The sequence below is a fragment of the Halomonas sp. GD1P12 genome (genome assembly GCF_025725645.1).
Classification (GTDB): Bacteria; Pseudomonadota; Gammaproteobacteria; order Pseudomonadales; family Halomonadaceae; genus Vreelandella.
Genome location: NZ_CP107007.1, coordinates 1,144,129 through 1,167,836, shown reverse-complemented (window position 1 = coordinate 1,167,836; position 23,708 = coordinate 1,144,129). Strand labels below are relative to the sequence as shown.

Here is a 23,708-nt window from a genome sequence, read left to right as displayed (position 1 = left end):
AACATGGAGAGTTTTACATGAGCGAAAGCGCCAAACCCTGGACGCAGCCAATGCCCGAGGCGCAGTTCGATTTGATGCGCAACATCATTGCCGCCCCCAGCCCGGTCGGGCTCGAAGGCGCGATGACCTACGGCGTCTTGAAGCCCTATTTCGAGAGTTTCGCCCCAGAGGAGTGGAAGCTTCATCAGTATCGTGGCAACGCCGGCGTGGTGCTGGATACCCACCCGGGCCAGGACGATATGTTCAAGATCATGCTGGTGGGCCACGCCGACAAGATCCGCATGCAGGTGCGCTCGATCGGCGAGGACGGCAAGATCTGGATCAACACCGACTCGTTTTTGCCGACGGTGCTGATCGGCCACGAAGTCATCCTGTTCAGCGAGGACCCGGAGGCGCCGGGCAGCTATCGCCGGCTGGAAGGCGGCACCGTCGAGGCGCTGGGCGCCATCCACTTTTCCGACCCCGGTGTCAGAAGCGGCGAGAAAGGCATCAAGAAAGAGCAGATCTATCTGGATCTGCAGATTCACGGCGAGAACAAGAAGCAGCAGGTGCTGAACCTGGGCGTGCGCCCGGGCGATTCGATCATCTTCAACCGCCCGATCAAAAAAGGTTTCAGCCCCAACACCTTCTACGGCGCCTACCTGGATAACGGCCTGGGCTGCTTCGTCACCGCGGAAGTGGCGCGCCTGGTGGCCGAAGCCGGCGGCACGAACAACGTGCGCGTGATGTTCGCCATCGCAAGCTACGAGGAGATTGGCCGCTTCGGTAGCCGCGTGCTGGCCGGTGATCTCAAACCCGACGCGCTGATCGGCATCGACGTCAACCACGACTACGTGGCCGCCCCGGGCATCGGCGACAAGCGCATGCAGGCGCTGGAGATGGGCAAGGGCTTTACGCTGTCCGTCGGCTCGATCGCCAGCGAGCAGCTCAACCGCATCATCGCCGAAACCGCGCGCCAGAAGGATATTCCCATGCAGCGCGATATCGTCGGCGTGGACACCGGCACCGACGGGATGGCCAGCGTCCTTGCCTCCATCGATAGCGCCGCGACCTCGCTGGGCTTTCCAACGCGCAACATGCACACCATCTCCGAAAGCGGCAATACTCAGGACGTGCTGGCCGCGATTCACGTACTGGCCGAGACGATCCAGCTGCTCGACAAGGTCGATAACATCAACGAGCTGTTCTTTGATCACCACCCACGGCTCGACCAGGCAAGCGAGCTTGTCCACAAGGGCAGCGACAAGCCTGACAGCGAAAAAGAGAACGACGAAAAAGAGAACGACGACAAGTAAGGCATCTGCCCCCGGCCACGCCGGGGGCTTCACTTTGGGCCAATCCTCTACCGCCCTTCTCCTGCACCCTTCTCCTGCTCCCTTTTCCAGTGCCTTTTTTCAGCACCCTTCCCTCCCTTGACTCAGCACGGGTCCAGCCCGTTTCCCCCTTCATGTGGCTTCCCAAAGGCGCAAGCCATACACGACCAAAGTCGTATGCATTCGACCAACGTTTTATAGACGTAAGTGGTAGCATCCCGCTCGCCAACGATTTGTTACGTATTCGCTTATCTTTTTCAGGGAGTTAGCCATGAGTTCATTGACCGACCAGTGGCGCCGCTGGGTGCCGCTACTGGCGGGGCCGCTACTATTCGCGCTTGTTCAGTTCGCGATGCCGACCACGCTGATCGATCCGATGCCGCGTATCGTGTTGGGTTTGACGGTCTGGATGGCCGTCTGGTGGGTGACCGAGCCGGTGCCCATTCCGGTCACCTCCTTTCTGCCCATGATTTTGCTGCCGCTGACCGGCGTCATGCCCATGGACGAGGCGGTGGTGGGTTATGCCAACCCGGTCATCTACATGTACATGGGCGGCTTCATCCTGGCGATCGCCATCGAGCGTTGGAACCTGCATCGGCGCATTGCGCTTTCGATCGTCAACCGCATCGGCAACAGCCTTCGAAGCATCGTATTGGGGGTGATGATAGCCTCGGCGTTTCTCTCGATGTGGATCTCCAACGCCGCCACGGCGCTGATGATGCTCCCTATTGCCGTGGCGCTTTTAGGCGAACTCGACGAGCGCGACCAGTTCGAGAAGAACCAGCGCGACGCCTTTGCGCGCACGCTGCTGTTGACCGTGGCCTACTCGGCGTCGATCGGTGGGCTTGCCACCATCATAGGCTCAGTGCCCAATGCCATCGTGGTGGCGATGATTCCGCAGTTCTTCGATGTCGAGATCAGCTTTTTGCAGTGGATGATCTTTGCGCTGCCGCTCACGCTCTTGCTGCTGATCTTCCTGTACCTTTATCTCACACGCGTCTACTCGAAAGTGCCCAACAGCCGCCTGGAGGTGAACTTCGTCGCCCAAGAGCTTGAAGCGCTGGGGCCGATCACGCGCAACGAAAAGCGTGTGCTTGGCGTATTCGTCATCACCGCGCTTGCCTGGGCGCTGCGTGGCTGGCTGGCGCCGTATTTCGATCTGCCCATCAACGACACGCTGATCGCGGTGATCGCGGCGGTGTCGCTGTTCATCATTCCTGCGCACCACGAAAATCGTAGCCTTCTGATCTGGGATGACATGAAAAACCTTCCCTGGGGGCTTTTCATCCTGTGGGGTGGCGGCATGGCGCTGGCGGCGGCGTTCAGCGCCAGTGACCTGACCGGCTGGATCAGCGACCAGCTCGAACTGCTGGATGGGGTGAGCTACTTCTGGCTGCTGCTGTTCATGGTGGCCTTGATGCTATTTCTCACCGAGATCATCTCCAATACCGCGACGGCCAACATGGCGATTCCGATTACCGCTGGGCTTGCCTCGGCGATCACCACCGGCAACCCGCTGGGGTTGATGGTAGCGGTGGCGTTGGCCACCACCTGCGCGTTCATGATGCCGATCTCGACGCCGCCCAACGCCGCGGTGTTCTCGAGCGGGCGCATCACCATCAAGCAGATGGCCAAGGCCGGCTTTATCATGAACATCGTAAGCGCCCTGGTGATTACGCTGTTCGTCTACTTCATCGTACCGCTACTGCTGCCCTCGCCCCTGTAAGGCGCTGGCTTACCCACAAAAAAAGACCCGGCCATCCGGCCGGGTCCAGTACGAGCATGTCCTCCCTGAAGACTTTCGCAACCTCCTGTCGCGCCTCCCTGGTTTAGCCAGCATCCTGCTTGCTCCCTCCTGCGCCCTCCCGGCGTCTTGCCTACCATGCGCTCGCAATGTGTCAGCCGCATGACAAAATTAAAACGCGCTTGTTAACCCAAATCAGTGGCACAGCGCGAGAACCCGCTTATGCTGAAAGAGTAGCAAGGGCAAAGGGAATTGAGCTTTTTTACGCGAGACCCCACAACTCAATAACAGCAGGAGGTTAGCGTGCGGGATATCATGATCAGTCATACCGTGGGCGGTTTGGATATCATCTGTCGCCATTGCGGAAACGCGGAAACCGTCAAAACGGTCTATTTCAAGCATTTTCGTCTGGAAGGTACCGGCAAGCAAAGCGCGACTCTGCGCTGTCTGGCGTGCCAAACCGGTATGGACGTACCGCTTGATCAGCTCGGCCCGCAGTATCTGGACAAGGCCTGTTGAACACCAAAACGCCAGCGCACTAAAAAAGCCCCGGCCGATAGCGGCCGGGGCTTCTCCGAATCTTCCTTAACCCTGCTCCATAAACGTCCCGCTCATGCATCCTTGTGAGTGCAAACCTCCTGTTCGCCTCTTCCTTCTCGCTTCTCCCTAAGCAGTGCGCACACAGTGGACCCTATAGAGGGCAAACGATTTATCCTGGGTTAACCAATGCCGAAATTCACCGGTTTTTTAGCCTGCAAAGCGATAACGCCGCAAAATATGAGCAAAATTTGGACAGAGGCCCGGTTTTCTACACCGGAATCATTTACGTACTAGGCAGGTACAATAAAAATATAATTTTATATTGTACACGCCTTGGCGTTGTTCTATAGTCTGTAGTGTTCGCGGTAAGGAAACCGCTTCGCGAAGGATCGCCCGTTCAGGAAGAACGAAGTCTTCAAGGAGTGAACGTACTCAGGATGAGTACCCAGCGTTCAAGGATGAAAATAGCTCAGGATCGAGCGTTTACGTCTCAAGGAAATGAGAAGCTCAGGACGAGCAAGCAAAATACAGGGAAGGCCAGCAGAGGCAACGGAAAAGCACCCTTTTTTTAAGGGTGCTTTTTCGTATCTGCTCCAAAACCGACCGTAAAGCTCTTTCCCGTTCACGATAGCCCAAACACCGCGCCCTGATCGGCTGGATCGAAATTTTCCTGGAAATAGCAATTACATAACACCGCATCAGACCACTACGCTCAAGAGTGTCCACCAAGGAGGTCGTTATGTCTGAACAACAGTGTGCATGCCCCAAATGCGAGTGCGCCGTTAACGCGGAGTCCATCGAAAAAGATGGTCAACGTTTTTGTTGCCAGTCCTGCGCCATTGGCCACACAGACGGCAGCGCCGACTGCGGCCATAACTGTCAGTGCGGCTAACGCCGCTTAAAGCGTAGCGTTAGCCGAGCGCCCGGTCGTCATCGACGATCGGGCGCTTTTTGTATAGCGAAGCACCGCGAGGGAATGCGCCGTGCGTAACCAGGCACCTTGCACTAAGCTTTGAGGGTTTAACCAACGGATCAGGGAAAGAAAATGCCATCAACCACCGCCATCGTTGTTATCATCGTCATCATTGCCGTGCTGGGCATCGGCTTTAGCGGCGCGCTGCCTTTTTAAGACCGCTAAATCGAACGAGACGAAGGGGCGCTCGAAGCGCCCCGCTCTCGTTGTATCCCTGTTTGAGGCAGGCGCCACTTCAAACGGCCCCATCGATGACACCAAGGAGCTCCCATGCCACTACTCGATAGCTTTACCGTCGATCACACGATCATGAACGCCCCGGCGGTTCGCGTTGCCAAGACCATGACGTCTCCCTCTGGCGACACCATCACCGTGTTCGATCTGCGCTTCAACAAGCCCAACGAAGACATGATGGGTGAAAAAGGCATCCACACCTTGGAGCACCTGTTCGCCGGTTTCATGCGCAACCACCTGAACGGCGACGGCGTCGAGATCATCGACATTTCGCCCATGGGCTGTCGTACCGGGTTTTACATGAGCCTTCTGGGAAGCCCCTCGGAAGAGCGCGTCAGCGAGGCCTGGCTTGCCTCCATGCGCGATGTGCTGGCACTCAACCGCATGGACGAAATTCCCGAGCTCAACGAATACCAGTGCGGCACCTACGTGATGCACTCGCTGGACGATGCCAAGCAGATCGCCCAGAACATCATCGACCAGGGCATCGGCGTGAACAAGAACGCGGATATCGCGCTGAGCGAAGAGCGTTTGTCGGCACTGGGCAACGACGTCAAATAACGCGTACGTCCGGACACTAAAAAGCCCCGCCATGGCGGGGCTTTTTCATTTCCGGCAGCGCTTGAGCTGCCTGTCTTTACATCGTTTAGAGGCGCTCGTCGAGCCACTTCTTGACCGCAAACTGGTCCTGCGAGCCGGCGGGCAGCTCATCGCGAATCAGTTCCTCTCCCTTGTGCAGCGCGGAGATCGGCGCCGAGGCGGAAAGCACCATGTTCAGCATATAGAGCACTTCGCTTCCGTGTTTGGGGTCGAAGGTCGTGCTCTCTTCCGGCTCGCCGCTCACGCGCGGGTCGTTGCTCGGGATGTCGTCCCAGCTGTAGTGGTCCAGGCTCAGATTGATACGCTGAAAGTCCGCCATGAAATACCTCGATCATCCAATGAGTGTCGTTGCTCCATTACCGCCGCCGACCATGGCCGACAGCCCTATCAGGGTAGCAAAGATGGGGGATTTAGCGCGGGCACAGCGCCAGATCGAGACAAATGAAGGCGGTTGTTTAATCCATGTAATGAAGTTGGCGCTGACACGGGTCACTCGCGTACTCGCGGCGGCTTCTCGGGCCACTCGGTCAGGGTAAGCTCGCCTTCGATCGCCTCCACCACCTCCTCGAACTGATCCGGGCAGTGCTTGACCCCGCACTCCCACACGACGATCACCCGCCAACCCAGCGCTTCGAGCTCGGCGCGCTTGCGCACGTCGCGCTCGACGTTTTCGCCCAGTTTCTCCTGCCAGAACGTTTTCTGGCTGGCCGGCGTGGTGGCGTAGAAGCAGCCCTGGTGGCGGTGCCAGAAGCAGCCGTTGACGAAAAGTGCGACCTGATAAAGCGGAAGGATCACGTCCGGCTTGCCGGGAAGCTCGACCGAGTGCGCCTCGAAGGACATATGGCGCCGTTCGAGCTCGGCCTGCACGAAGCGCTCCGGCGCGGTGTTCTTGCCCTTGATGGAAGCCATCATTTTCGAACGCGTGGAACGATCAACGATGTCGGTCATGCGAGTATCCGCCGGGAAGGTCTTCAAAGCGTAGCACGCTCGGCCTACCTTTACCGCCGCGCCAGACCTCTAGCAAAAGCTAGCGCGCCAGCGGTGTTTCGAGTTGGGACTCTTTCTGTATTGGACGGTTTGCTTCTATGTTAACGGCGGCGAGAAGGCGCGGTTTCATCAGCCGGGCAACGGCTTCGAACACCGGCACGACCACCGAGTTGCCGAACTGGCGATACGCTTGGGTATCGGAGACCGGAATGACGAAGCGGCTTTCGCCGGGCGCATCGAACCCCATCAGCCGCGCGCACTCCTGAGGCGTGAGCCGCCTGGGCCGGTTACGCTGGTTGGCATCAGTGTAAAAATCCTCGGCGTCGTCGAATCCGCGGTCGACCAGAATCTCCGAGCCATCCTTGTGATAGCGCGCCGAGAGCGTGCGGGCCACATCATTCTCACGCGTCAGCCCAAAGCCGAAACCGTTGCCCTTTTCGCGATGCTTTTGGGCGTACTTGTAGAGGTACTCCCAGAGTTTGGGCGTGAGCACGTACTTATCGTTGACCTCGGCATCGAGCAGCTCGCCAAAGCTCGACGGTTGATCCGGGTAGAGGTTGGCGATCTCTTTCAGGCTGAAGCCTTCGTGAACGTTCAGGTCGCGGCGAAAGCCGACCAGCACGATGCGCTCTCGGTGCTGCGGAACGAAGTGCCTGGCATCGATCACTTTTGGATCGCGCCCTTTCGGCGCATCGACATCGGCCACCTCGTAACCCAGCTCGTCAAGTGCTTCGCAGATTACGCGAAAGGTCTTGCCCTGGTCGTGGCTCTTGAGGTTCTTGACGTTCTCCAGCACGAAGGCCGCCGGCCGCTTGGCCGCGAGAATGCGCGCCACGTCGAAAAAGAGCGTGCCCTGAGCGTCGCACTCGAACCCGTGCTTGCGCCCCAGCGAGTTCTTCTTCGATACGCCCGCCAGCGAAAACGGCTGGCAGGGAAAGCCCGCCAGCAGCACATCGTGGTCCGGTACGTGGCGGTCGATATGGCGGTAAGCCGCCTCTTCGTCCACGGAGAGATCCGCACTCAGAGTCAGCTCGCGAATGTCCTCGTTGAAGCGATGTTTGAGCGGATCGCAAAAGTGGTTGGCCTTGTAGGTGCGCACCGCGTACTTGTTCCACTCCGAGGTCAGTACGCACTCCCCGCCAATCGCCTCGAACCCTTTGCGAATCCCGCCGATACCGGCGAACAGATCCACAAAGCGAAACGCCGGTTTAATATCGTTTGGCTTGGGCGCGGGCAGCATGGCGATCATGCGTTGACGCGCGGCCGGCGTCACACTTGGGCTCGCCTTCCCCTTCGCCCAGCGGTTGACGGTTTCCCGACACCAGCGCCCCGGCTCCACTTCCGAAAGCGCTTCAGCGATCGCCCGCTGGTCATAAATTTCCAGCAGCTTTTCCAGCAGCGCGTGCTCGCCAAATTCGGCGTAGGGCGATTCATCCGCGCCGGCAGCGTTATCGGTATCGAAAGAAAGGGCCATGAAACTCTCTGGGTCAAAGGTGTGACGAGATGAGGGATTGTATGCGGATTGGGAGGGGATCGCGAGGGGTACCAAGGAATGTGGCACTGCTGTCGAAGTGCTCTACCGAAGTCCAACCGAAGGCAGAACCAAAAGCTTTCCATTGTGCATCGCCAGCGTCACCGATGACGATGCCTACAGCGGTGTGAAAGCCTATTGGAATGAAACCCGTGGCACTGCGCAAAACCGTTCTCGCCGGTACGGACGACAACACCAGGCAACTGCGCCCGTCCTGCATGGCGGGCGCTCATCGATTGCAGATCGTCTGGCGGCAAGTCGCGCTTGCTCGCGCCACCTTTCGCGAGGCAGTCCTTTCGCTAGTTAGTCGAAGCTGAAGGATTTCGGGTGACTGTAGGGCTCGGCGTCATCGCTGGTTTCATCTTCTACACAAAACAGCAGCACCTCATAGCTATCGCCAGCGCCCTCGGTGCAATAGCGCATCGTGCGCGGGTCGATCGATTCGGCGTTATCGCGCAGTTGGTCATAGGACTTTTGCTCCTGCTCAATACAAAAATCATACATCTCGTGGCTATTGCCAGAAATTTCCTTGCAAATGGCCTCAACTTTAAAGCGCGGTATATCGGCAGCCATGGCCAGGTTTGATAGGACCAACGTGGATAACGCGAGTACGGTTTTAATGACCATTCGCTCTCCCTGTATCGATCTACACAATTATTGCATCAGCATGAGGCGAGGCACTGGTAGCCAGGAAAAGAGCATAAAAAGATTAACCAAAGCACCCTGCTCTTTAGCCATGCCGGGAAAATGCTTAAAAACCAGAAACGAAAAAGGGGAACCAAGCTGATGCTTGATTCCCCTTTTCATATTCGGTGGCGGAGGGGGAGGGATTCGAACCCTCGAAGCCTTTCGACTTACACACTTTCCAGGCGTGCTCCTTCGACCACTCGGACACCCCTCCGCATTTTGTCTATCGGTCCGGGCGTTGCCTTTCCCAACAGAACGGCGCGTATTTTAGGGGTTAAGGTATTAAATAGCAAGTCTTTTCCGCATTCAGCTCAAAACGGCGTAGGTACCGCGGGCCTCCAGACAGAGAACGTCGTGGCAGTAGAGCGCCTGCACCAGCGTAATACGGCCCTTTCCACGGGTTTCGAGGCGGCTTGCGAGATCATCCGGGCCCCGAGGGTCTTCGGGTTTGCATATCAGCCGGTAGTCGTGAGTGACCGGGGCCAGAAAGCGCTGGGAGGCCTCGGCGACCACCACGTCGCGCGCCAGGCCCTGCTGGCGAAGCCAGAGCGTGGTCCAGCACCAGCCCAGCAGCGTAGTTTGGGCGGTCAGCGCACCGCCAAAACCGGTGCCCTTGTCGTTGAGCGAGGGCGCAAGCGCAAGCTCCCACACCAGATGGCCGTTGTTCTGACTCATTCTTTTGAGACCGAGGGCGTCCACCATGGGGATCGCTTGGGTCAGCCAGCGCTGAAAGGCGTCCAGGTCCTCCTCCCCCTTTTCGGGAAGTGACAAGCGTGGGAATGGCGTACCGGGCTCGCGAGACGTGGCCATGCGACCTCCTCGACGTATCGGGTTAGTTCCAGCGCTCGACGAAGTCGCTGACATCGTGGCGGGCCAGCGGCTTGTGGCGCCCGCCCAAACTGCCCAGGTAGATGAACGCGACGACCTCATCGTCCTCTTCGAGACTCAGCCCCTTGCGCACGACCGGGTCGAACGCGTACTTGCCGCTTCGCCACATGGCGCCCAGCCCCAGCGCGTGGGCGGCCAGCAGAATGCCGTGGGCGGCGCAGCCAGCGGAGATGACCTGCTCCATCTTGGGTACCTTGGGAAGCTCCGGCGTCACGCGGGCGATGACCGCGATGATCATCGGCGCGCGAAGCGGCTTCTGGCGCGCGGCGTTGAGCGTATCATCAGACGCGCTGGGGTCTTCCTGGAACTCCGCTTCGGCGAACAGCTCGCCGAGGCGCTCGCGTCCTTCCCCGCTGAACTCGATGAAACGCCAGGGGCGCAGCTCCTTGTGATCCGGCGCGCGCAGCGCCGCCTGGTAAAGCGCTTCGAGCTGCTCGGCGCTGGGCGCGGGCTCGGTGAGCTTGCCCATGGAGCTCCGTTCGTGAAGAAGCGTCAGTGCATCCATTCTGCGTCCTTTGATTAAGCCGGCCTGTGGTGAGCGCTCTACTTTAGCGCAACGCCTTACTGTCTTGCCAGACGCAGCGACCCCGGCGGCGCCATTCCCTTCGTGGCCCGCCAGGGGCTGATATCGAGCCCGCCCCGGCGTACGTAGCGCGCCAGCACCAGAAGCTCCTCGGGATCGGCGCGCTGCATCATATCGGTAAAGATGTGCTCGACGCAGTGCTCGTGAAAATCCTGGTGCTGGCGAAAGCCGATCAAATAGCGCAGCAGCCCTTCACGGTCGATCTTTTTGCCCTTGTAGCGAATCATCACGCTACCCCAATCCGGCTGGCCGGTGACCGGGCAGTTGGATTTCAGCAGGTGCGAGTAGAGGGTTTCCTCGATGACTTCGCCATCGGCACTTAGATGATCCGCGCTCGGGGTGTAGTCGTCGACGGCGATATCAAGCGCGTCCAGGCATTCGCCGGGCAGGCGCACCGAGTCGAGGGCGGCATCGTCCACGTCGAAAAGCTCGACGCCTACCGCGGCACCGGCCACACGGGAAAGGTCCTCTTTCAAAACGCCTCGCACCGCGTCGATGTTTTCAAAGCGCGTCTGATTGAAGCTATTGAGGTAGAGCTTCCAGGATTTGGATTCGATCAGGTTCGGCGAGCTTGCCGGCAGCGTGAAGCGCGCCACCGCCACGACGGGCTTGCCACGACCATTGAGCCAGGACACTTCGAAGGCGTGCCACTCGTCCTCGCCGATGAAGGGCAGCGCGCCCTCCTCGATGCCCAGCGGCGCCCGGTTGGCGGCGCGGGCAATGGGGAAGAGCAGCGCCGCGTCATACTGCTCCGGGTAGGCGGAATCGCGCCCCAGGGGCGCGTGTTCCAGAGTATCGGGGCGGTGTGCCATGACAGACTCCTTAACTGCGAATGCCGCGACCGCGCTCGAGCATGAACAGCGCGACGGTGAACAGCACGACGATGAACGCGAACACGGCGGCCAGCGCCCAGCCCACGGGAATGTCCGACACGCCCAGAAAGCCGTAGCGGAACACGTTCACCATGTAGAGGATCGGGTTGAGCATCGATACGCCCTGCCAGAAGTCCGGCAGCATCGAGATCGAGTAGAACACCCCGCCCAGATAGGTCAGCGGCGTCAATACGAAGGTCGGCACGATCGAGATGTCGTCGAACTTGTTGGCCAAGAGCGCATTGATGAAGCCGCCGATGGAGAATAGCGCCGAGGTCAGCACGACCACCAGCAGGGTCAACAGCGGATGCTCGAGGCTAAGCCTGGTAAAGAACAGCGACACGACCGTGACGATCAGCCCCACGCCCAGCCCGCGCGCCATACCGCCCAGAATGAAGCCGGAGAGGATCACCCAGTTGGGCATCGGCGAGACCATCATCTCCTCGACCGAGCGCTGAAACTTGTTGGAGAAGAAGCTCGAGGCGACGTTGGAGTAGCTGTTGGTGATCACCGACATCATGATCAAGCCGGGCACGATGAAGTCCATGTAGCTGAAGCCATCCATCGCGCCGATGCGTGAACCGATCAGGTTGCCGAAGATGATGAAGTACATCGCCATGGTGATCGACGGCGGCAAGAGCGTCTGCGGCCAGATCCGAGTGAAGCGCTTGACCTCCTTGATCACCAGCGTCCAGAGCGCCACCAGGGTTTGCGTTGCGTTCATGCGGAGGTCTCCTTGGAGCTCGGCTCATCGATGGATTTCTGGCCCTGCTCGACCATGGACACGAACATTTCCTCGAGCCGGTTGGCGCGGTTGCGCATCGACACCACCTTGATGCCCTGGGCGCTGAGCGCCTCGAACACGGTGTTGAGCTCTTGGCCCCGCTCGATCGCCAGCGAAAGCTGCGACGGCTCGATCTGCTGGATCGCGAAGCCTTCGATTTCGGGTACGGTGGTGATCGGCTCGGCCAGGTCGAGCAGAAAGGTTTCGATGTCGAGCTCGGCGAGCAGCTCACGCACGCTGGTGTTACGCACGATGTCGCCATTATTGATGATGGCGATGTTACGACACAGGCTTTCGGCCTCTTCCAGGTAGTGCGTGGTCAAAATGATAGTGGTGCCCTCGTCGCGATTGAGGCGACGCATGTACTCCCACATGCTGCGTCTAAGCTCGATATCTACGCCGGCGGTGGGCTCGTCGAGAATCAGGAGCTTCGGGCGGTGCATCAGGGCGCGGGCAATCATCAGGCGCCGCTTCATGCCACCGGAGAGCATGCGCGCGCTGCCGTTTCGCTTGTCCCAAAGGCCGAGGTCGGTGAGAAGCTGTTTGGCCCGCGGAAGCGCCTCGCTGCGCTTCATGCCGTAGTAGCCCGCCTGGGCCATGACGATATCCAGCACTTTCTCGAACTGGCTGAAATTGAACTCCTGGGGCACCACGCCAAGCTGATATTTGGCTTTAGCGAAGTCCTTGTCGATGTCGATACCGAAGATGGAGACCTTGCCTTCGGTTTTTTGCACCAGCGAGCACACCACCCCCAGGGTGGTCGACTTCCCCGCTCCGTTGGGCCCCAACAGCGCAAAAAAATCGCCCTGCTGGACGTCGAGATCGATACCCTTCAGGGCGTGAAAGCCGTTGCCGTACACTTTGGTAAGGCCACGGATAGACAATGCCGGTTCGGCCATGAACATGTCCTGTCAGCAAAAGAGGATAAACAGTATAGAACGCCCATAGATGGGGGCAGTCGGGATCGTTTTCAAGCTAACGGCTGGGCACGCCTGAAAATCGGAAACGGCAAAACCGTCGCTACCGTGTAATAGCGAACCGATCGAAAAGTAGGGGGTAAAAAATTGGAGCGGGAAAAGAGATTCGAACTCTCGACCCTCGCCTTGGCAAGGCGATGCTCTACCACTGAGCTATTCCCGCTTAGTACTGGAAGGCGCGAAATTGGCGTCCCATAGGGGGTTCGAACCCCTGTTACCGCCGTGAAAGGGCGGTGTCCTAGACCACTAGACGAATGGGACACGTTATGGAGCGGGAAAAGAGATTCGAACTCTCGACCCTCGCCTTGGCAAGGCGATGCTCTACCACTGAGCTATTCCCGCTTATCAATTTTCGCGTTCGGAGTGGCGTCCCATAGGGGGTTCGAACCCCTGTTACCGCCGTGAAAGGGCGGTGTCCTGGACCACTAGACGAATGGGACACGTTATGGAGCGGGAAAAGAGATTCGAACTCTCGACCCTCGCCTTGGCAAGGCGATGCTCTACCACTGAGCTATTCCCGCACTCCGATACCTTGACGATGAAGTGGCGTCCCATAGGGGGTTCGAACCCCTGTTACCGCCGTGAAAGGGCGGTGTCCTGGACCACTAGACGAATGGGACGTTTCATTGCCTCGTCGAGGTGGCGCGTATATTACTCAGAGGGCCTTTTGATGTCAAGCCACTGATTTTCAGTTTGTGATTTTACTTACGCTCGACCCGAGTATCGAGCTGGCGTACAGCGCCGCCGCCCTTCTTTGTTTCTTCCCTTCTTCCCATCGCAGGCGCGGCGCTTGTTACAAGCCACTGGCCGCTCACCGTGCGCCGGTTGGGTAAAGCCGCGCTTATCGCCTAAACTGAACCCTATGCCGTCATGAGTAGTCCAAGCGATACCTATCGCTTTGAAGAACCAACGCTTTACCGACACACGCCATCAAGGAGGCGCCCATGGCCAAGATCGAAAAAACGCCGGAGCAGTGGCGCAGCGAGCTCAGCGCCGAGCAGTACCGCGTGGCGCGGGAAAAAGGCACCGAGCGTCCGTTCACCGGCGACTATCAGGTCAGCGACGAACAGGGCATTTATCACTGCGTCTGCTGTCATGCCCCGCTGTTTGAAAACGAGCACAAGTTCGAGGCTGGCTGCGGCTGGCCAAGCTTCGACCGGCCGCTGGGGAGCCACAGCGTCGAGGAGCACAGCGATACGAGCCACGGCATGACCCGTACCGAGGTCGTCTGCTCGCATTGCGATGCCCATCTGGGCCACGTCTTCCCGGATGGGCCGCCGGACACCACCGGGCTTCGCTACTGTATAAATTCGGTGTCGCTGGAGTTTCACCCCAACGAGTAATGGCGCCCCCGGTTTTCGGGCGCATCCACATGAGTCGCGCACTCGCGGGCTGGCATTCTGATAGAATGGCAGCCCGTTTTTTTTGCCCTTTGATTGCGCTTTCAGGAGAGTTCCATGCTCGGCTGGTTTCCCGGACACATGAACAAGGCCCGCCGCCAGATCAAGGAGGCGCTGCCGGAAATCGACGTGGTCATCGAGGTGCTCGATGGGCGTCTGCCCTACTCCAGCGCCAACCCGATGCTGGCCGAGTTGACCCGCCACAAGCCGGTTTTGAAGATTCTGACCCGGGCGGATCTGGCCGACCCGACGCGCACCAGCGAATGGGTCGCGCATTTCGATGCCCAACCCGACACCCGAGCGCTGGCGGTGACCACCACCCAGAGCCGCGAACTCAAGAAGATCCCCAAGCTCTGCCACGAGCTTGCCGGCGCGGTGCGCGCGGACCGCGACGTGCGCGTGATGGTGATGGGCATTCCCAACGTGGGTAAATCCACGCTGATCAACGGCCTGGCCGGGCGCAAGATCGCCAAGACCGGTAACGAGCCGGCGGTCACCAAGCGCCAGCAGAAGGTGCGCATCGACGGGCGCGTGGCGCTGATCGACACGCCCGGGGTACTGTGGCCCAAGATCGAGGATCAGGCGAGCGCCTACCGGCTGGCCGCCAGCGGCGCCATTCGCGACACCGCCATCGAGTACGTGGACGTGGCGATCGTCGCCTGCGCCGAGCTCGCCAAACGCTATCCCGAGGCGCTCAAGAGCCGCTACAAGCTCAAGGCGCTGCCGGTTTACGAGGCGCTCCCAACGCCTCAGAGCGTCGACGCCGACGGCCCCACGCGCCCGGACTTTCTCGCCCTGGCGGGCTTCGACGGCCACGCGATCCTCAAGGAGATCGCCGCCAAGCGCGGCGGCCTGCGCCCCGGCGGCGAGGTGGACTGGCACCGCGGAAGCGAGGTACTGCTGCACGAGCTTCGCGACGGCAAACTCGGGCGCATTACGCTGGAAACCCCGGACGACATCCCCGCCCCGGCGGACGAGATCGATGCAGGTGAGACGCCCGCCGATAACGCCGAATTGGGCGCAGACAGCGCAGGCCCCCACGCGCATAATGACCAGTGACTTCGCCGATCGACCCCGTTGACCAATAACCCGACCAACCAAGGTACTCTGGGACACTTCATGGACACGACGCACCCCGTAGACTCATCGCTCACAGAGCCGCAGCCGCTCAAGAAATCGAACAAGCTGCACAACGTCTGCTATGACATTCGCGGCCCCGTTCTCGAGCACGCCAAACGGCTGGAGGACGAAGGTCAACGCATTCTGAAGCTCAACATCGGTAACCCCGCCCCCTTCGGGTTCGAAGCGCCCGAAGAGATTCTTCAGGACGTGATGCGCAACCTGCCCACCGCTCAGGGCTATTGTGACTCCAAGGGGCTCTACTCGGCGCGCAAGGCGATCATGCAGGAGTGCCAGCGCAAGGAGATTCCCGGTGTGGGCATCGAGGACATCTATATCGGCAACGGCGTTTCCGAGCTGATCGTGATGTGCATGCAGGCACTTTTGAACGACGGCGACGAAGTGCTGATTCCCGCACCGGACTACCCGCTCTGGACCGCCGCGGCGCACCTGTCCGGCGGCCACGGCGTTCACTACCGCTGCGACGAGCAGGCCGACTGGGCACCGGACATCGACGACATTCGCGCCAAAGTCACCAGCCGCACGCGGGCGATCGTGCTGATCAACCCCAACAACCCGACCGGCGCCGTCTACCCGCCGGAGGTGGTTCGCCAGGTGTTAAAGGTCGCCCAGGAGCACCAGCTGGTCGTATTTTCCGATGAAATCTACGACAAGATCCTTTACGACGGCGTCGAGCACACCGCCACCGGCGCGCTTGCCGATGACGACCAGCTCGTGATCACCATGAACGGGCTGTCCAAGAGCTACCGCTGCGCCGGCTTTCGCTCCGGCTGGATGACCATTTCCGGCACGCTGGCCAAAAAGCGGGCGCGGGACTACATACAGGGCCTGACCATGCTCGCCTCGATGCGTCTGTGCGCCAACGTGCCGGCTCAGCACGCCATTCAAACGGCGCTCGGCGGCTATCAGTCGATCAACGATCTGGTGCTGCCCGGCGGGCGACTTCTGGCCCAGCGCGACATCACCGTGGAAAAGCTCAACGCCATTCCCGGGGTATCCTGCGTCACACCCAAGGGCGCGCTCTACGCCTTTCCGCGGCTGGACCCGGCGATCTTCAACATCAAGGATGATCAGCAGCTGGTGCTGGATCTGCTGCTGCAGGAGAAAATCCTGCTGGTACAGGGCAGCGCCTTCAACGCCCCGGATACCGACCACGTGCGGATCGTCACCCTGCCCTGGGCGGATCAGCTTGGCGACGCGCTGGATCGGTTCGCCAACTTTTTATCCCGCTATCGTCAGTAGACGCTGGAAACTGGCGCGCGATAACCGACTCTAACCGCTGAACGTCAACCGTTTAAAATCCTGAAGGAGATCACTACGATGATGCGTATTCTGCTGTTTCTGGCCACCAACCTTGCAGTGGTGCTGGTAGCAAGCTTTACGCTGCGCCTGTTTGGCGTGGAAGGCTATTTACGAAGTCAGGGCATCAACTTCACCGGCCTTTTGCTGTTCTGCTTCATCATTGGCATGGCGGGCTCGATGATCTCGCTGTTCATGTCGAAGTGGCTGGCCAAGCGCTCCACCGGCACCGTGCTGATCGAGGCGCCCTCCAATTCCACCGAACAGTGGCTGGTGGACACCGTGGCCGAGCTTTCCCGCGAGGCGGGCATCAAGACGCCGGAAGTCGGTATCTTTCCGGCGCAGCAGTCCAACGCCTTCGCCACCGGCTGGAACAAAAACGATGCGCTGGTCGCGGTATCGGCGGGGCTACTCAACCGCATGCGCCCGGACGAGGTACGCGCGGTACTGGCCCACGAAATCGGTCACGTGGCCAACGGCGACATGGTGACGCTGGCGCTGATTCAGGGCGTGGTCAACACCTTCGTCATGTTCTTCGCCCGGGCCGTGGCGCACCTGCTCGACGGCTTCCTGAAAAGCCGCGGCAGCGAAGGCGGGCTTGGGTTCATGGGCTACTTTGCGGTGGTCATGGTCGCGGAGATCGTCTTTGGCATCATCGCCTCGGCCATCGTCGCCTGGTTTTCGCGCTTTCGCGAGTATCGCGCCGATGAAGCCGGCGCCAGGCTTGCGGGCACCAACGCCATGGTCAATGCGTTGGCGCGTTTGAAAGCCGAAACCGAGATGCCGGATCAAATGCCCGACACCATGCGCGCCATGGCGATCACCAAGGGCCAGACCCGCTCGCTTCTGGAGAAACTCTTTGCCAGCCACCCGCCGCTGGATGAGCGCATTCGCGCGTTGAAGGAAGCGGCCTATCGCCAATAAGCGCTTATATCCAGCCCTTTTAAAAACACTTGCTACGCGATCGCGAGGCGCCCTGGACCAGCCGGTTCAGGGCGCCTCGCTTTTTCATGCCCTTGAATGCTCACGTGACCAGCGTATACAGCGCCGAACGCACGCACCCTCGCCCGGCCGCCTTGGCCTCGTAAAGTAACTGATCGGCCGCCTTGATCAGTACCGACGGGTCGTCGCCGGTCACACAGCGCGTGCTGGCAACGCCCAGGCTGATCGTCACTACCGGCGCGACATCCGAGGTGCTGTGGGGCAGCGCCAGCGCGCGAACGGCGGCTTCGAGCTCGAGCGCCTTGCGCGTTGCGTCGAATAGATCCGTGCCCGGCAGCAGGCAGATGAACTCCTCGCCGCCGTAGCGCGCGACCAGATCCCGGGGGCGGTGAATATGTTGTTTGAGCAGGTCGGCGATGGCCTTCAGGCACTCGTCGCCGCTTACATGGCCGTAGTGATCGTTGTAGCGCTTGAAAAAGTCGATATCGAGAAAAAACATCGACAGCGATAGCTGGTCCTGACGACAGCGCCGCCACTCCTGGTCCAGCCGCTCATTGAAATAGCGACGGTTTGCAACGCTAGTGAGCCCGTCCTTGAGGGCCAGTTCGTGAAGACGCTGATGCTCCTGCTCGCGGCGGCGCAATACCGCCGTGGAAATTTGCAGCGCCGCCGAGCGCAGCCGATCGGCGCTCTCTTCGAGCATGCCAGAGTGAAGTGGCGGCGCGGGCTCGTGGGTACGGGCCAAGCGAATGACGTGACCATTGACGCCAGGTAACTGGGTGACCGTTAGCGAGCGCCGGCCATTGATGTACTCGAATTCCGGTGGCAGTGCCTGCGCGTCGAGCCAGGAAAGATCCAGCGCCCGTTCAGGCAACAGGCAAGCCTCAAGAATCGCCGTGGCGCTCACGCCCGGGTTGAGAAGCGTCGCGGCATCGGCGAACTCCTCGGCAAACCCGGCGTTCCAGTCGACCAGACGCTGCTGGGCATCGAAGACAGCCATGCTCTGAAGGGGCGCTGGATCTCTATTCATGCAGGGCGCCGGCGTGCAGCCGTTCGAGCGCCAGCTTCGTTCCTTCTATGCGCGCGCGAATCTTGGCCAGCGCGGTTTCCCGCGAGGTGGAAACATCGTCGCAAAACGGTGAAAAACCGCAGTCGTCGGTGGTACCCAACTGCTCGAGCGGGATGAAGCGAGCCGCCTGCAGCACGCGCTCACACACCTCTTCGGGGGTTTCGATACGCGGGTCGTTGACATCGATCACGCCGATAAAGGCGCGCTGCCAAGGCTTTAAATAGCGCGCAACGATTTTGAGTCCGCGCTCCGGGTCCGCCTCGCCGGCCATGGCGATGTAGAAACTGCCGGCCTTGAGCTCGAACAAACTCGGCAACAGCTCCGCGTAGTCGACATCGGCGCTATGAGTGGCGTCGTGGTCAGCGCCTGGGCAGGTGTGAACACCGATACGCTGGCGCTCTTCCTCGGTGAGCCGTGCCAGCACCCGGTTATTGAGTTCGATGAAGCTATCGAGCACGCTGCCGCTGGGGTCGAGCTTGAGCGCCAGCCTGCCCTCGGTAAAGTCGATCTGCACCTTGTCGGCCCCCGCGACGAAGCAGCCGCGGATCTCTTTCTCCTGCTCGTCGATCAAATCCTCGAGAAACTGAGCGCGGCTGTAGCCCTCGATTGGCTCGGAGGGGTAAAAAAGGCTCACCGCCGAAGCCGAGATGATCGCCTGCTTCATGGGCAGTTTCGTGTAGTGCCTCGCTTTTACGAGCGTGTCGGCGGCAGAGAGTGCGTAGCGAAACGGGCCGGATACCAGCCGCGGCAGGCGGCGCACGTGGCCATCGCTGAAGGGAATTTCGAGACCGTCCGGGGCGAAGTTGTGACCGCCCTCGACCAGATAGGTGGCAAAGCCATGGGTCTTGCGCTGTTCGCCGTCGGTGATGATCGGCGAGCCGGTGGCTTCCAGCTCGCTCATGGTTTGCTTTACCGCTTCATCAAAAAGAGCCTGCATGGCTGCCCAATCCAGCTGGCCCGCATTGTACTCGCGCTGGGCCTGCATCAGCGCTTGTGTACGGGGAAGGCTTCCGATGGCCTCGGTCGGCAGGATCGTGATTCGTTTATCCATGACGTGCGGTCCTCGTCGGGTAGTTTGTTCGATATAAAACAACCTGCCGGGCCCGTGCAAGCGTTATCTATCGCGCTCGCCGCTATGGCGCCTACTCGATGCATCGGGCGCTGAAGCCCGCCCCAGACAGCACAGCTTCGAGTGAGCGCGCATCGCCCGACAACTGAACCTCCAGGGTGGCGAACTCACGGCGCAGCGGATAGTTCGTTCGGCAGTCATCGAAACCGGCCGCCGGTCCGCGCTGGCGGCACTCTCGTTTGAGCGCCTGCCTATCGCGGCGCACGTCGTAGACCGCTCTCATACATAAACGTAGCGCATCCTCGACGGGCAGCGCACCTTGTAAATGCACCGCTCTCAATGCAGGCGCTGGGCAAAGGCTGGAAAATGACGGCCCTTCGGGCAGGTTTAGCGTTTGCGTCAGCGCTTGTTGAATCATGAAGGTGCCGCGCAGCTTGCCATCCAGGCTGTGGCCGGCAATGTGGGGTGTGCCAAGCGCGACCCGCTCGAACAAGCCGGCATCGATGGCAGGCTCACTCTCCCACACGTCCAGCACGGCCTCGAGATCACCGCGCGCCGCCAGGCGCTCATCCAGCGCTTGGCCATCCACACAGTCGCCGCGCCCGGCATTGATCAGCACCGTGTTGGGCGCAAGCGCCGCGAGCCGCTCGGCGTTGAGCAGATGGCGGGTTGCATGCTCGCCTTCGCGTACCAGCGGCGTGTGCAGGCAGAGCACGTCACAGCGCTCGATGAGCTCATCGAGCGCGACGAAGCCTTCGGCCCCCTCGCGCTCGGCCCGCGGTGGGTCGCACACCAGTACCGCCAGCCCAAGCGCCTTGAGGCGCGCCCTGAGCCGCCCGCCGACGTTGCCCGCGCCCACGATTCCAACGGTGCGCTCGAACAGCGACCAGCCGCCCTGCTCGGCCAACGTCAAAAGGCTTGCCAGCACGTAGTCCACCACCGCCTCGGCGTTACAGCCCGGGGCACTGGCAAAGCCGATGCCGCGCTCGTCCAGAAAGTCGAGGTCGACGTGATCCACGCCGATGGTGCAGCTTCCCACGAAGCGCACCGGGCTCTTTTGGAGCAGCGCCGCATCGACCTGGGTGACCGAGCGCACGATCAGCGCGTCGGCATCGCTTACGTCCTGGGCGCTGATCTCGCGACCGGGGCGACGCAGGATATCGCCCAGGTGACCAAAGCAGGTGTCGGCGGCGGGAATGTTCGCATCGATGACGAGTTTCATAGGCGTTTCAATATCCGGGCTTTACAATACGTTGGAGGCGCGCGAGGCGTGACAGGACGTATTCAAGGAGAACAGGTTTTGAGGAGACCATAGTGATCGTACGCTGGGAAACCGACCATGACTATGTGCTGGTGCATATTCACCAGGACATGTTCGGCGACTGGATCTTCAGCCGCGCCTGGGGGCAGATCGGCACTCAGTTCGGCGGGCTGAAACATCAGTTGGCCGATACCCGCGAACAGGCGCAAATGTGGCTCGACGACGAGGCCACCATCCAGGCCTCGCGCGGGTTCGATAAAGTGCTGGAAGCCGACGACCACACCCCGGAAGCTCAGGACGCGATGCGCCAGCTATCGCTTCTGGACGCGCTCTAACGCCGTTTTAGACCCGGTGGCGCAGCGTGAAGACGTGGTGCAGATTCGTTCGCCGCTGAAAATCCGGGTCGAAGGTGTTAGCGGTGATCTCTTCCACCAGATAGCGCTCGGTGAGCGCTTCGTCGAGCTTGAAGCGGCGCTGGTTGTTGGAAAACACCAGCGTGCCGCCGGGGGCCAGCCGCGCCATCGCGAGTTCGATCAAGCGCGGGTGGTCGCGCTGCACGTCCAGGGTGTCGCGCATCTTCTTCGAGTTGGAGAAGGTCGGCGGGTCCATGAAGATCAGATCGAACTGGGTATCGGCGCGCTCGAGCCAGCGAAAGCAGTCCTCGCGCACTACCCGGTGGCGGCGCTGGTCGAGATCGTTGAGCGCGAAATTGTCCTTGGCCCACTCCAGATAGGTGTTGGACATGTCCACGCTGACGCTGTCGCTCGCCCCGCCGAGCGCGGCCTGTACCGTGGCGGTCGCGGTGTAGCAGAACAGGTTCAAAAAGCGCTTCCCCTGAGCCAGCTCGCCGAGCATACGCCGCACCGGGCGGTGATCCAGAAAAAGCCCGGTGTCCAGGTAGTCACGCAGGTTGACCCACAGCCGGGCATCGCCCTCGCGCACCTCGAAACGCTCACCGCTGGCACCGCGCTTTTGGTACTGGGCGTTGCCAACCTGGCGCTCGCGGCGCTTGATGTAGATGGCGCTTGAATGCACGCCGAGCGCCTCGGGCAGCACTTCGAGCGCATCGAACAGGCGCTTTTGCGCCTGGCCGGCGTTGATCGACTTCGGCGCGGCGTACTCCTGCACGTGCACCTTGTCGCCATAGCGGTCGACGGCCAGCGCGAACTCGGGCATGTCCGCATCGTATATCCGGTAGCAGGTCTCTCCGCTCTGCTTGAGCCACTTCTTCAAGCGCTTCTGGTTCTTGGCCAGCCGGTTGGCGAACATTTGGGCGTTCTCCGAGACCTGGCGCTCGCCGCTTACCGCCTGCGCGGCGGGTTGGCTCTCCCCTTGCTCGATACGCTCATCGCTTTCGCTCGCCTGAGGCGTCGCGTCGATCTCCATCAGCAGCAGCTTGGCGTCGAGCGCGGCGTTTTTCAGCGCGTACTGCTTGTGGGCGCGAAGCCCGAGGCGATGGCCCAGATCCGGGTTGCCGGTAAACACCGCCAGCGTCCAGCCAGGAAAGAGCGCGCGCGCCTTGTCGCCAAGCGTGGCGTACAGGCCGACAAGCTCCGGAAGTTCGCCCAAGCGCTCACCATACGGCGGGTTGGTGATGATCAGGCCGCGCGACTGATCGAGCGCCTCGGGCCGGGTGAGCTGTGACAGACTCTGCCCGGCCAGCTCGATCAGCGCGGGCACGCCGGCGCGCATGGCATTGGCCCGGGCCGAGGAGATTGCCGCCGGGCTCTGATCGAAGCCGTAGAGCGTGGTCTTGCAGCGTTTTCGCCCGATCGAGGCGCGCGCCTGGGCTTCACGCTTGAGCTCCTGCCAGATAGCGACGTCGTGGCCCGCCCAGCCTTCGAAGCCAAAACGCGGGCGATGCAGGTTGGGAGCCTGATCGGCGGCCATCAGGGCCGCCTCGATCAACAGTGTGCCCGAGCCGCAAAGCGGGTCGACCAGCGCCTCCCCTTGCTTGGTGCGCTCAAGCCAACCCGCCCGCACTAAAAGCGCAGCGGCCAGGTTTTCCTTGAGCGGCGCGTGACCGACCTCCTTGCGATAGCCGCGCCGGTGCAGGCTGTCGCCGGAAAGATCGACCCCCAGGGTCAAATTCGCCCGATGAAGATGGGCGTAAAGGCGCAGATCCGGCGTTTTGGTGTCGATGTCCGGGCGCGGCAACCCCGCCAGCGCCAGCGAATCCACTACCGCGTCCTTGACCGTTTGCGCGCCAAAGCGGGTGTGGCGAATCTGGTCGCTGCGCCCGTGAAAATCGACCGCCAGGGTGTTACCGGCGCTAACGTGCGACGGCCAGCTCACGCCGAGCGCAGCACTGTAGAGCTCGGCGGCGCTCTGTACCATCGTCGCGCGCTTGATCACGAGTACGACTCGGTTGGCCAGCCGCGACCAGAGACAGGCGCGGTAAGCGGTTTCGAGATCGGCGCTGAAGTAGACCCCGGCCACCGTGGCCTTGTCCGGACGGGCGCCCAGCGCCAAAAGCTCATCGAGCAGAAGACTTTCGATGCCTCTGGGGCAGGTGGCTAAAAACTCTAGCGAGGCGTTCTGGCTGGGCTCGGTCATAAGCATCGGCGCGCGTAACCGCGCGAAATTCCTGTATATGGCAAATGTGTTTACGTTCGATGACAATTTGGGGGTCGACAAGGGACCATATCATGGGCTAACAATAAGAGAGTAGCTACTTAAACGCATGCGTACATTGTCAGGGTTTGACGCCGAACGACCAACCTTTGCGTCGACGCAAACCCTTGGCTTGTCGAGTTGTTCCGGGTCGTTATGCACGTGAGTGCCGAACCCGTGGCCCGGAACCTACTCGCTCTTG

Annotated in this window: 23 protein-coding genes and 7 tRNA genes; 10 read left to right on the top strand and 20 right to left on the bottom strand. The window is 60.7% G+C overall.

Features of this window, described 5'->3' with window-relative positions; genetic code table 11:
- The first annotated feature begins 17 nt into the window (after positions 1-17).
- The 5 genes from OCT39_RS05450 to luxS all read left to right on the top strand — a co-directional run bounded on the left by OCT39_RS05450 (position 18) and on the right by luxS (position 5,365).
- The gene (locus OCT39_RS05450; protein WP_263586665.1) at positions 18-1,295 is read left to right on the top strand and encodes a M20/M25/M40 family metallo-hydrolase; all 1,278 of its coding nucleotides are present in this window, start codon (positions 18-20) and stop codon (positions 1,293-1,295) included.
- 289 nt (positions 1,296-1,584) lie between these two features.
- The gene (locus OCT39_RS05445; protein WP_263586664.1) at positions 1,585-3,039 is read left to right on the top strand and encodes an SLC13 family permease; all 1,455 of its coding nucleotides are present in this window, start codon (positions 1,585-1,587) and stop codon (positions 3,037-3,039) included.
- Between the two features lie 321 nt (positions 3,040-3,360).
- Positions 3,361-3,576, top strand: a complete 216-nt coding sequence (locus OCT39_RS05440; RefSeq protein WP_263586663.1) for a hypothetical protein — start codon at positions 3,361-3,363, stop codon at positions 3,574-3,576.
- A gap of 760 nt (positions 3,577-4,336) precedes the next feature.
- Positions 4,337-4,489 carry a metallothionein gene (locus OCT39_RS05435; RefSeq protein ID WP_252109172.1) on the top strand — a complete coding sequence of 51 codons (153 nt, stop codon included), beginning with the start codon at positions 4,337-4,339 and terminating at the stop codon, positions 4,487-4,489.
- A gap of 351 nt (positions 4,490-4,840) precedes the next feature.
- Positions 4,841-5,365: an S-ribosylhomocysteine lyase gene (gene luxS, locus OCT39_RS05430; RefSeq protein ID WP_263586662.1), complete on the top strand. Its 525-nt coding sequence runs from the start codon at positions 4,841-4,843 to the stop codon at positions 5,363-5,365.
- Positions 5,366-5,450: 85 nt separating this feature from the next.
- Here luxS and OCT39_RS05425 read toward each other — a convergent pair whose 3' ends face one another.
- The 16 genes from OCT39_RS05425 to OCT39_RS05350 form a co-directional block, all read right to left on the bottom strand.
- Positions 5,451-5,723 (bottom strand): hypothetical protein, encoded by a 273-nt coding sequence (locus OCT39_RS05425; protein WP_263586661.1) that lies wholly within the window; start codon positions 5,721-5,723, stop codon positions 5,451-5,453.
- 170 nt (positions 5,724-5,893) lie between these two features.
- The gene (locus OCT39_RS05420; protein ID WP_263586660.1) at positions 5,894-6,352 is read right to left on the bottom strand and encodes a very short patch repair endonuclease; all 459 of its coding nucleotides are present in this window, start codon (positions 6,350-6,352) and stop codon (positions 5,894-5,896) included.
- 79 nt (positions 6,353-6,431) lie between these two features.
- Positions 6,432-7,865 carry a DNA (cytosine-5-)-methyltransferase gene (gene dcm / locus OCT39_RS05415; protein WP_263586659.1) on the bottom strand — a complete coding sequence of 478 codons (1,434 nt, stop codon included), beginning with the start codon at positions 7,863-7,865 and terminating at the stop codon, positions 6,432-6,434.
- Positions 7,866-8,225: 360 nt separating this feature from the next.
- The gene (locus OCT39_RS05410) at positions 8,226-8,549 is read right to left on the bottom strand and encodes a hypothetical protein (protein ID WP_263586658.1); all 324 of its coding nucleotides are present in this window, start codon (positions 8,547-8,549) and stop codon (positions 8,226-8,228) included.
- Between the two features lie 186 nt (positions 8,550-8,735).
- Positions 8,736-8,823 (bottom strand) — tRNA-Ser (locus tag OCT39_RS05405).
- 92 nt (positions 8,824-8,915) lie between these two features.
- Positions 8,916-9,419 carry a thioesterase domain-containing protein gene (locus OCT39_RS05400; protein ID WP_263586657.1) on the bottom strand — a complete coding sequence of 168 codons (504 nt, stop codon included), beginning with the start codon at positions 9,417-9,419 and terminating at the stop codon, positions 8,916-8,918.
- Between the two features lie 22 nt (positions 9,420-9,441).
- The gene (locus OCT39_RS05395; protein ID WP_263586656.1) at positions 9,442-10,002 is read right to left on the bottom strand and encodes a nitroreductase family protein; all 561 of its coding nucleotides are present in this window, start codon (positions 10,000-10,002) and stop codon (positions 9,442-9,444) included.
- Positions 10,003-10,058: 56 nt separating this feature from the next.
- On the bottom strand, positions 10,059-10,892 hold the full coding sequence (gene queF, locus OCT39_RS05390) for an NADPH-dependent 7-cyano-7-deazaguanine reductase QueF (protein ID WP_263586655.1): 834 nt from the start codon (positions 10,890-10,892) through the stop codon (positions 10,059-10,061).
- A gap of 10 nt (positions 10,893-10,902) precedes the next feature.
- A complete protein-coding gene (locus OCT39_RS05385; protein ID WP_263586654.1) occupies positions 10,903-11,676 on the bottom strand; it encodes an ABC transporter permease in 774 nt (257 codons plus the stop codon).
- Complete coding sequence (locus tag OCT39_RS05380) at positions 11,673-12,635, bottom strand: ABC transporter ATP-binding protein (protein ID WP_263586653.1); 963 nt, start codon at positions 12,633-12,635, stop codon at positions 11,673-11,675. Before OCT39_RS05380 ends, OCT39_RS05385 begins: the two co-directional genes overlap by 4 nt.
- Before the next feature lie 166 nt (positions 12,636-12,801).
- Positions 12,802-12,876: transfer RNA gene (locus OCT39_RS05375), tRNA-Gly, on the bottom strand.
- A 22-nt stretch (positions 12,877-12,898) separates the two neighbouring features.
- A tRNA-Glu gene (locus OCT39_RS05370) sits at positions 12,899-12,974 on the bottom strand.
- A 6-nt stretch (positions 12,975-12,980) separates the two neighbouring features.
- Positions 12,981-13,055, bottom strand: a tRNA-Gly gene (locus OCT39_RS05365).
- Positions 13,056-13,077: 22 nt separating this feature from the next.
- Positions 13,078-13,153: transfer RNA gene (locus OCT39_RS05360), tRNA-Glu, on the bottom strand.
- Positions 13,154-13,159: 6 nt separating this feature from the next.
- Positions 13,160-13,234, bottom strand: a tRNA-Gly gene (locus OCT39_RS05355).
- Positions 13,235-13,257: 23 nt separating this feature from the next.
- A tRNA-Glu gene (locus tag OCT39_RS05350) sits at positions 13,258-13,333 on the bottom strand.
- 324 nt (positions 13,334-13,657) lie between these two features.
- Between OCT39_RS05350 and msrB the strand changes: the two genes are divergently transcribed.
- The 4 genes from msrB to htpX all read left to right on the top strand — a co-directional run bounded on the left by msrB (position 13,658) and on the right by htpX (position 17,476).
- Positions 13,658-14,056, top strand: a complete 399-nt coding sequence (gene msrB / locus OCT39_RS05345; RefSeq protein ID WP_263586652.1) for a peptide-methionine (R)-S-oxide reductase MsrB — start codon at positions 13,658-13,660, stop codon at positions 14,054-14,056.
- 114 nt (positions 14,057-14,170) lie between these two features.
- Positions 14,171-15,172 (top strand): ribosome biogenesis GTPase YlqF, encoded by a 1,002-nt coding sequence (gene ylqF / locus OCT39_RS05340; RefSeq protein ID WP_263586651.1) that lies wholly within the window; start codon positions 14,171-14,173, stop codon positions 15,170-15,172.
- A gap of 60 nt (positions 15,173-15,232) precedes the next feature.
- Positions 15,233-16,495, top strand: coding sequence for a pyridoxal phosphate-dependent aminotransferase (locus OCT39_RS05335; protein WP_263586650.1), 1,263 nt, complete (start codon positions 15,233-15,235; stop codon positions 16,493-16,495).
- 78 nt (positions 16,496-16,573) lie between these two features.
- A complete protein-coding gene (gene htpX / locus OCT39_RS05330) occupies positions 16,574-17,476 on the top strand; it encodes a protease HtpX (protein WP_263586649.1) in 903 nt (300 codons plus the stop codon).
- Positions 17,477-17,576: 100 nt separating this feature from the next.
- Here the strand turns inward: htpX and OCT39_RS05325 are convergent, their stop codons facing one another.
- The 3 genes from OCT39_RS05325 to pdxB all read right to left on the bottom strand — a co-directional run bounded on the left by OCT39_RS05325 (position 17,577) and on the right by pdxB (position 20,854).
- Positions 17,577-18,524, bottom strand: coding sequence for a diguanylate cyclase (locus OCT39_RS05325; protein ID WP_263586648.1), 948 nt, complete (start codon positions 18,522-18,524; stop codon positions 17,577-17,579).
- Positions 18,517-19,614 (bottom strand): cobalamin-independent methionine synthase II family protein, encoded by a 1,098-nt coding sequence (locus OCT39_RS05320; protein WP_263586647.1) that lies wholly within the window; start codon positions 19,612-19,614, stop codon positions 18,517-18,519. The genes OCT39_RS05325 and OCT39_RS05320 overlap by 8 nt, the downstream gene beginning before the upstream one ends.
- 91 nt (positions 19,615-19,705) lie before the next feature.
- Positions 19,706-20,854: a 4-phosphoerythronate dehydrogenase PdxB gene (gene pdxB / locus OCT39_RS05315; protein WP_263586646.1), complete on the bottom strand. Its 1,149-nt coding sequence runs from the start codon at positions 20,852-20,854 to the stop codon at positions 19,706-19,708.
- A gap of 92 nt (positions 20,855-20,946) precedes the next feature.
- Between pdxB and OCT39_RS05310 the strand changes: the two genes are divergently transcribed.
- The gene (locus tag OCT39_RS05310; RefSeq protein ID WP_263586645.1) at positions 20,947-21,228 is read left to right on the top strand and encodes a hypothetical protein; all 282 of its coding nucleotides are present in this window, start codon (positions 20,947-20,949) and stop codon (positions 21,226-21,228) included.
- Positions 21,229-21,235: 7 nt separating this feature from the next.
- Here OCT39_RS05310 and rlmKL read toward each other — a convergent pair whose 3' ends face one another.
- The gene (gene rlmKL, locus OCT39_RS05305) at positions 21,236-23,449 is read right to left on the bottom strand and encodes a bifunctional 23S rRNA (guanine(2069)-N(7))-methyltransferase RlmK/23S rRNA (guanine(2445)-N(2))-methyltransferase RlmL (RefSeq protein WP_263587295.1); all 2,214 of its coding nucleotides are present in this window, start codon (positions 23,447-23,449) and stop codon (positions 21,236-21,238) included.
- Positions 23,450-23,708 lie beyond the last annotated feature (259 nt).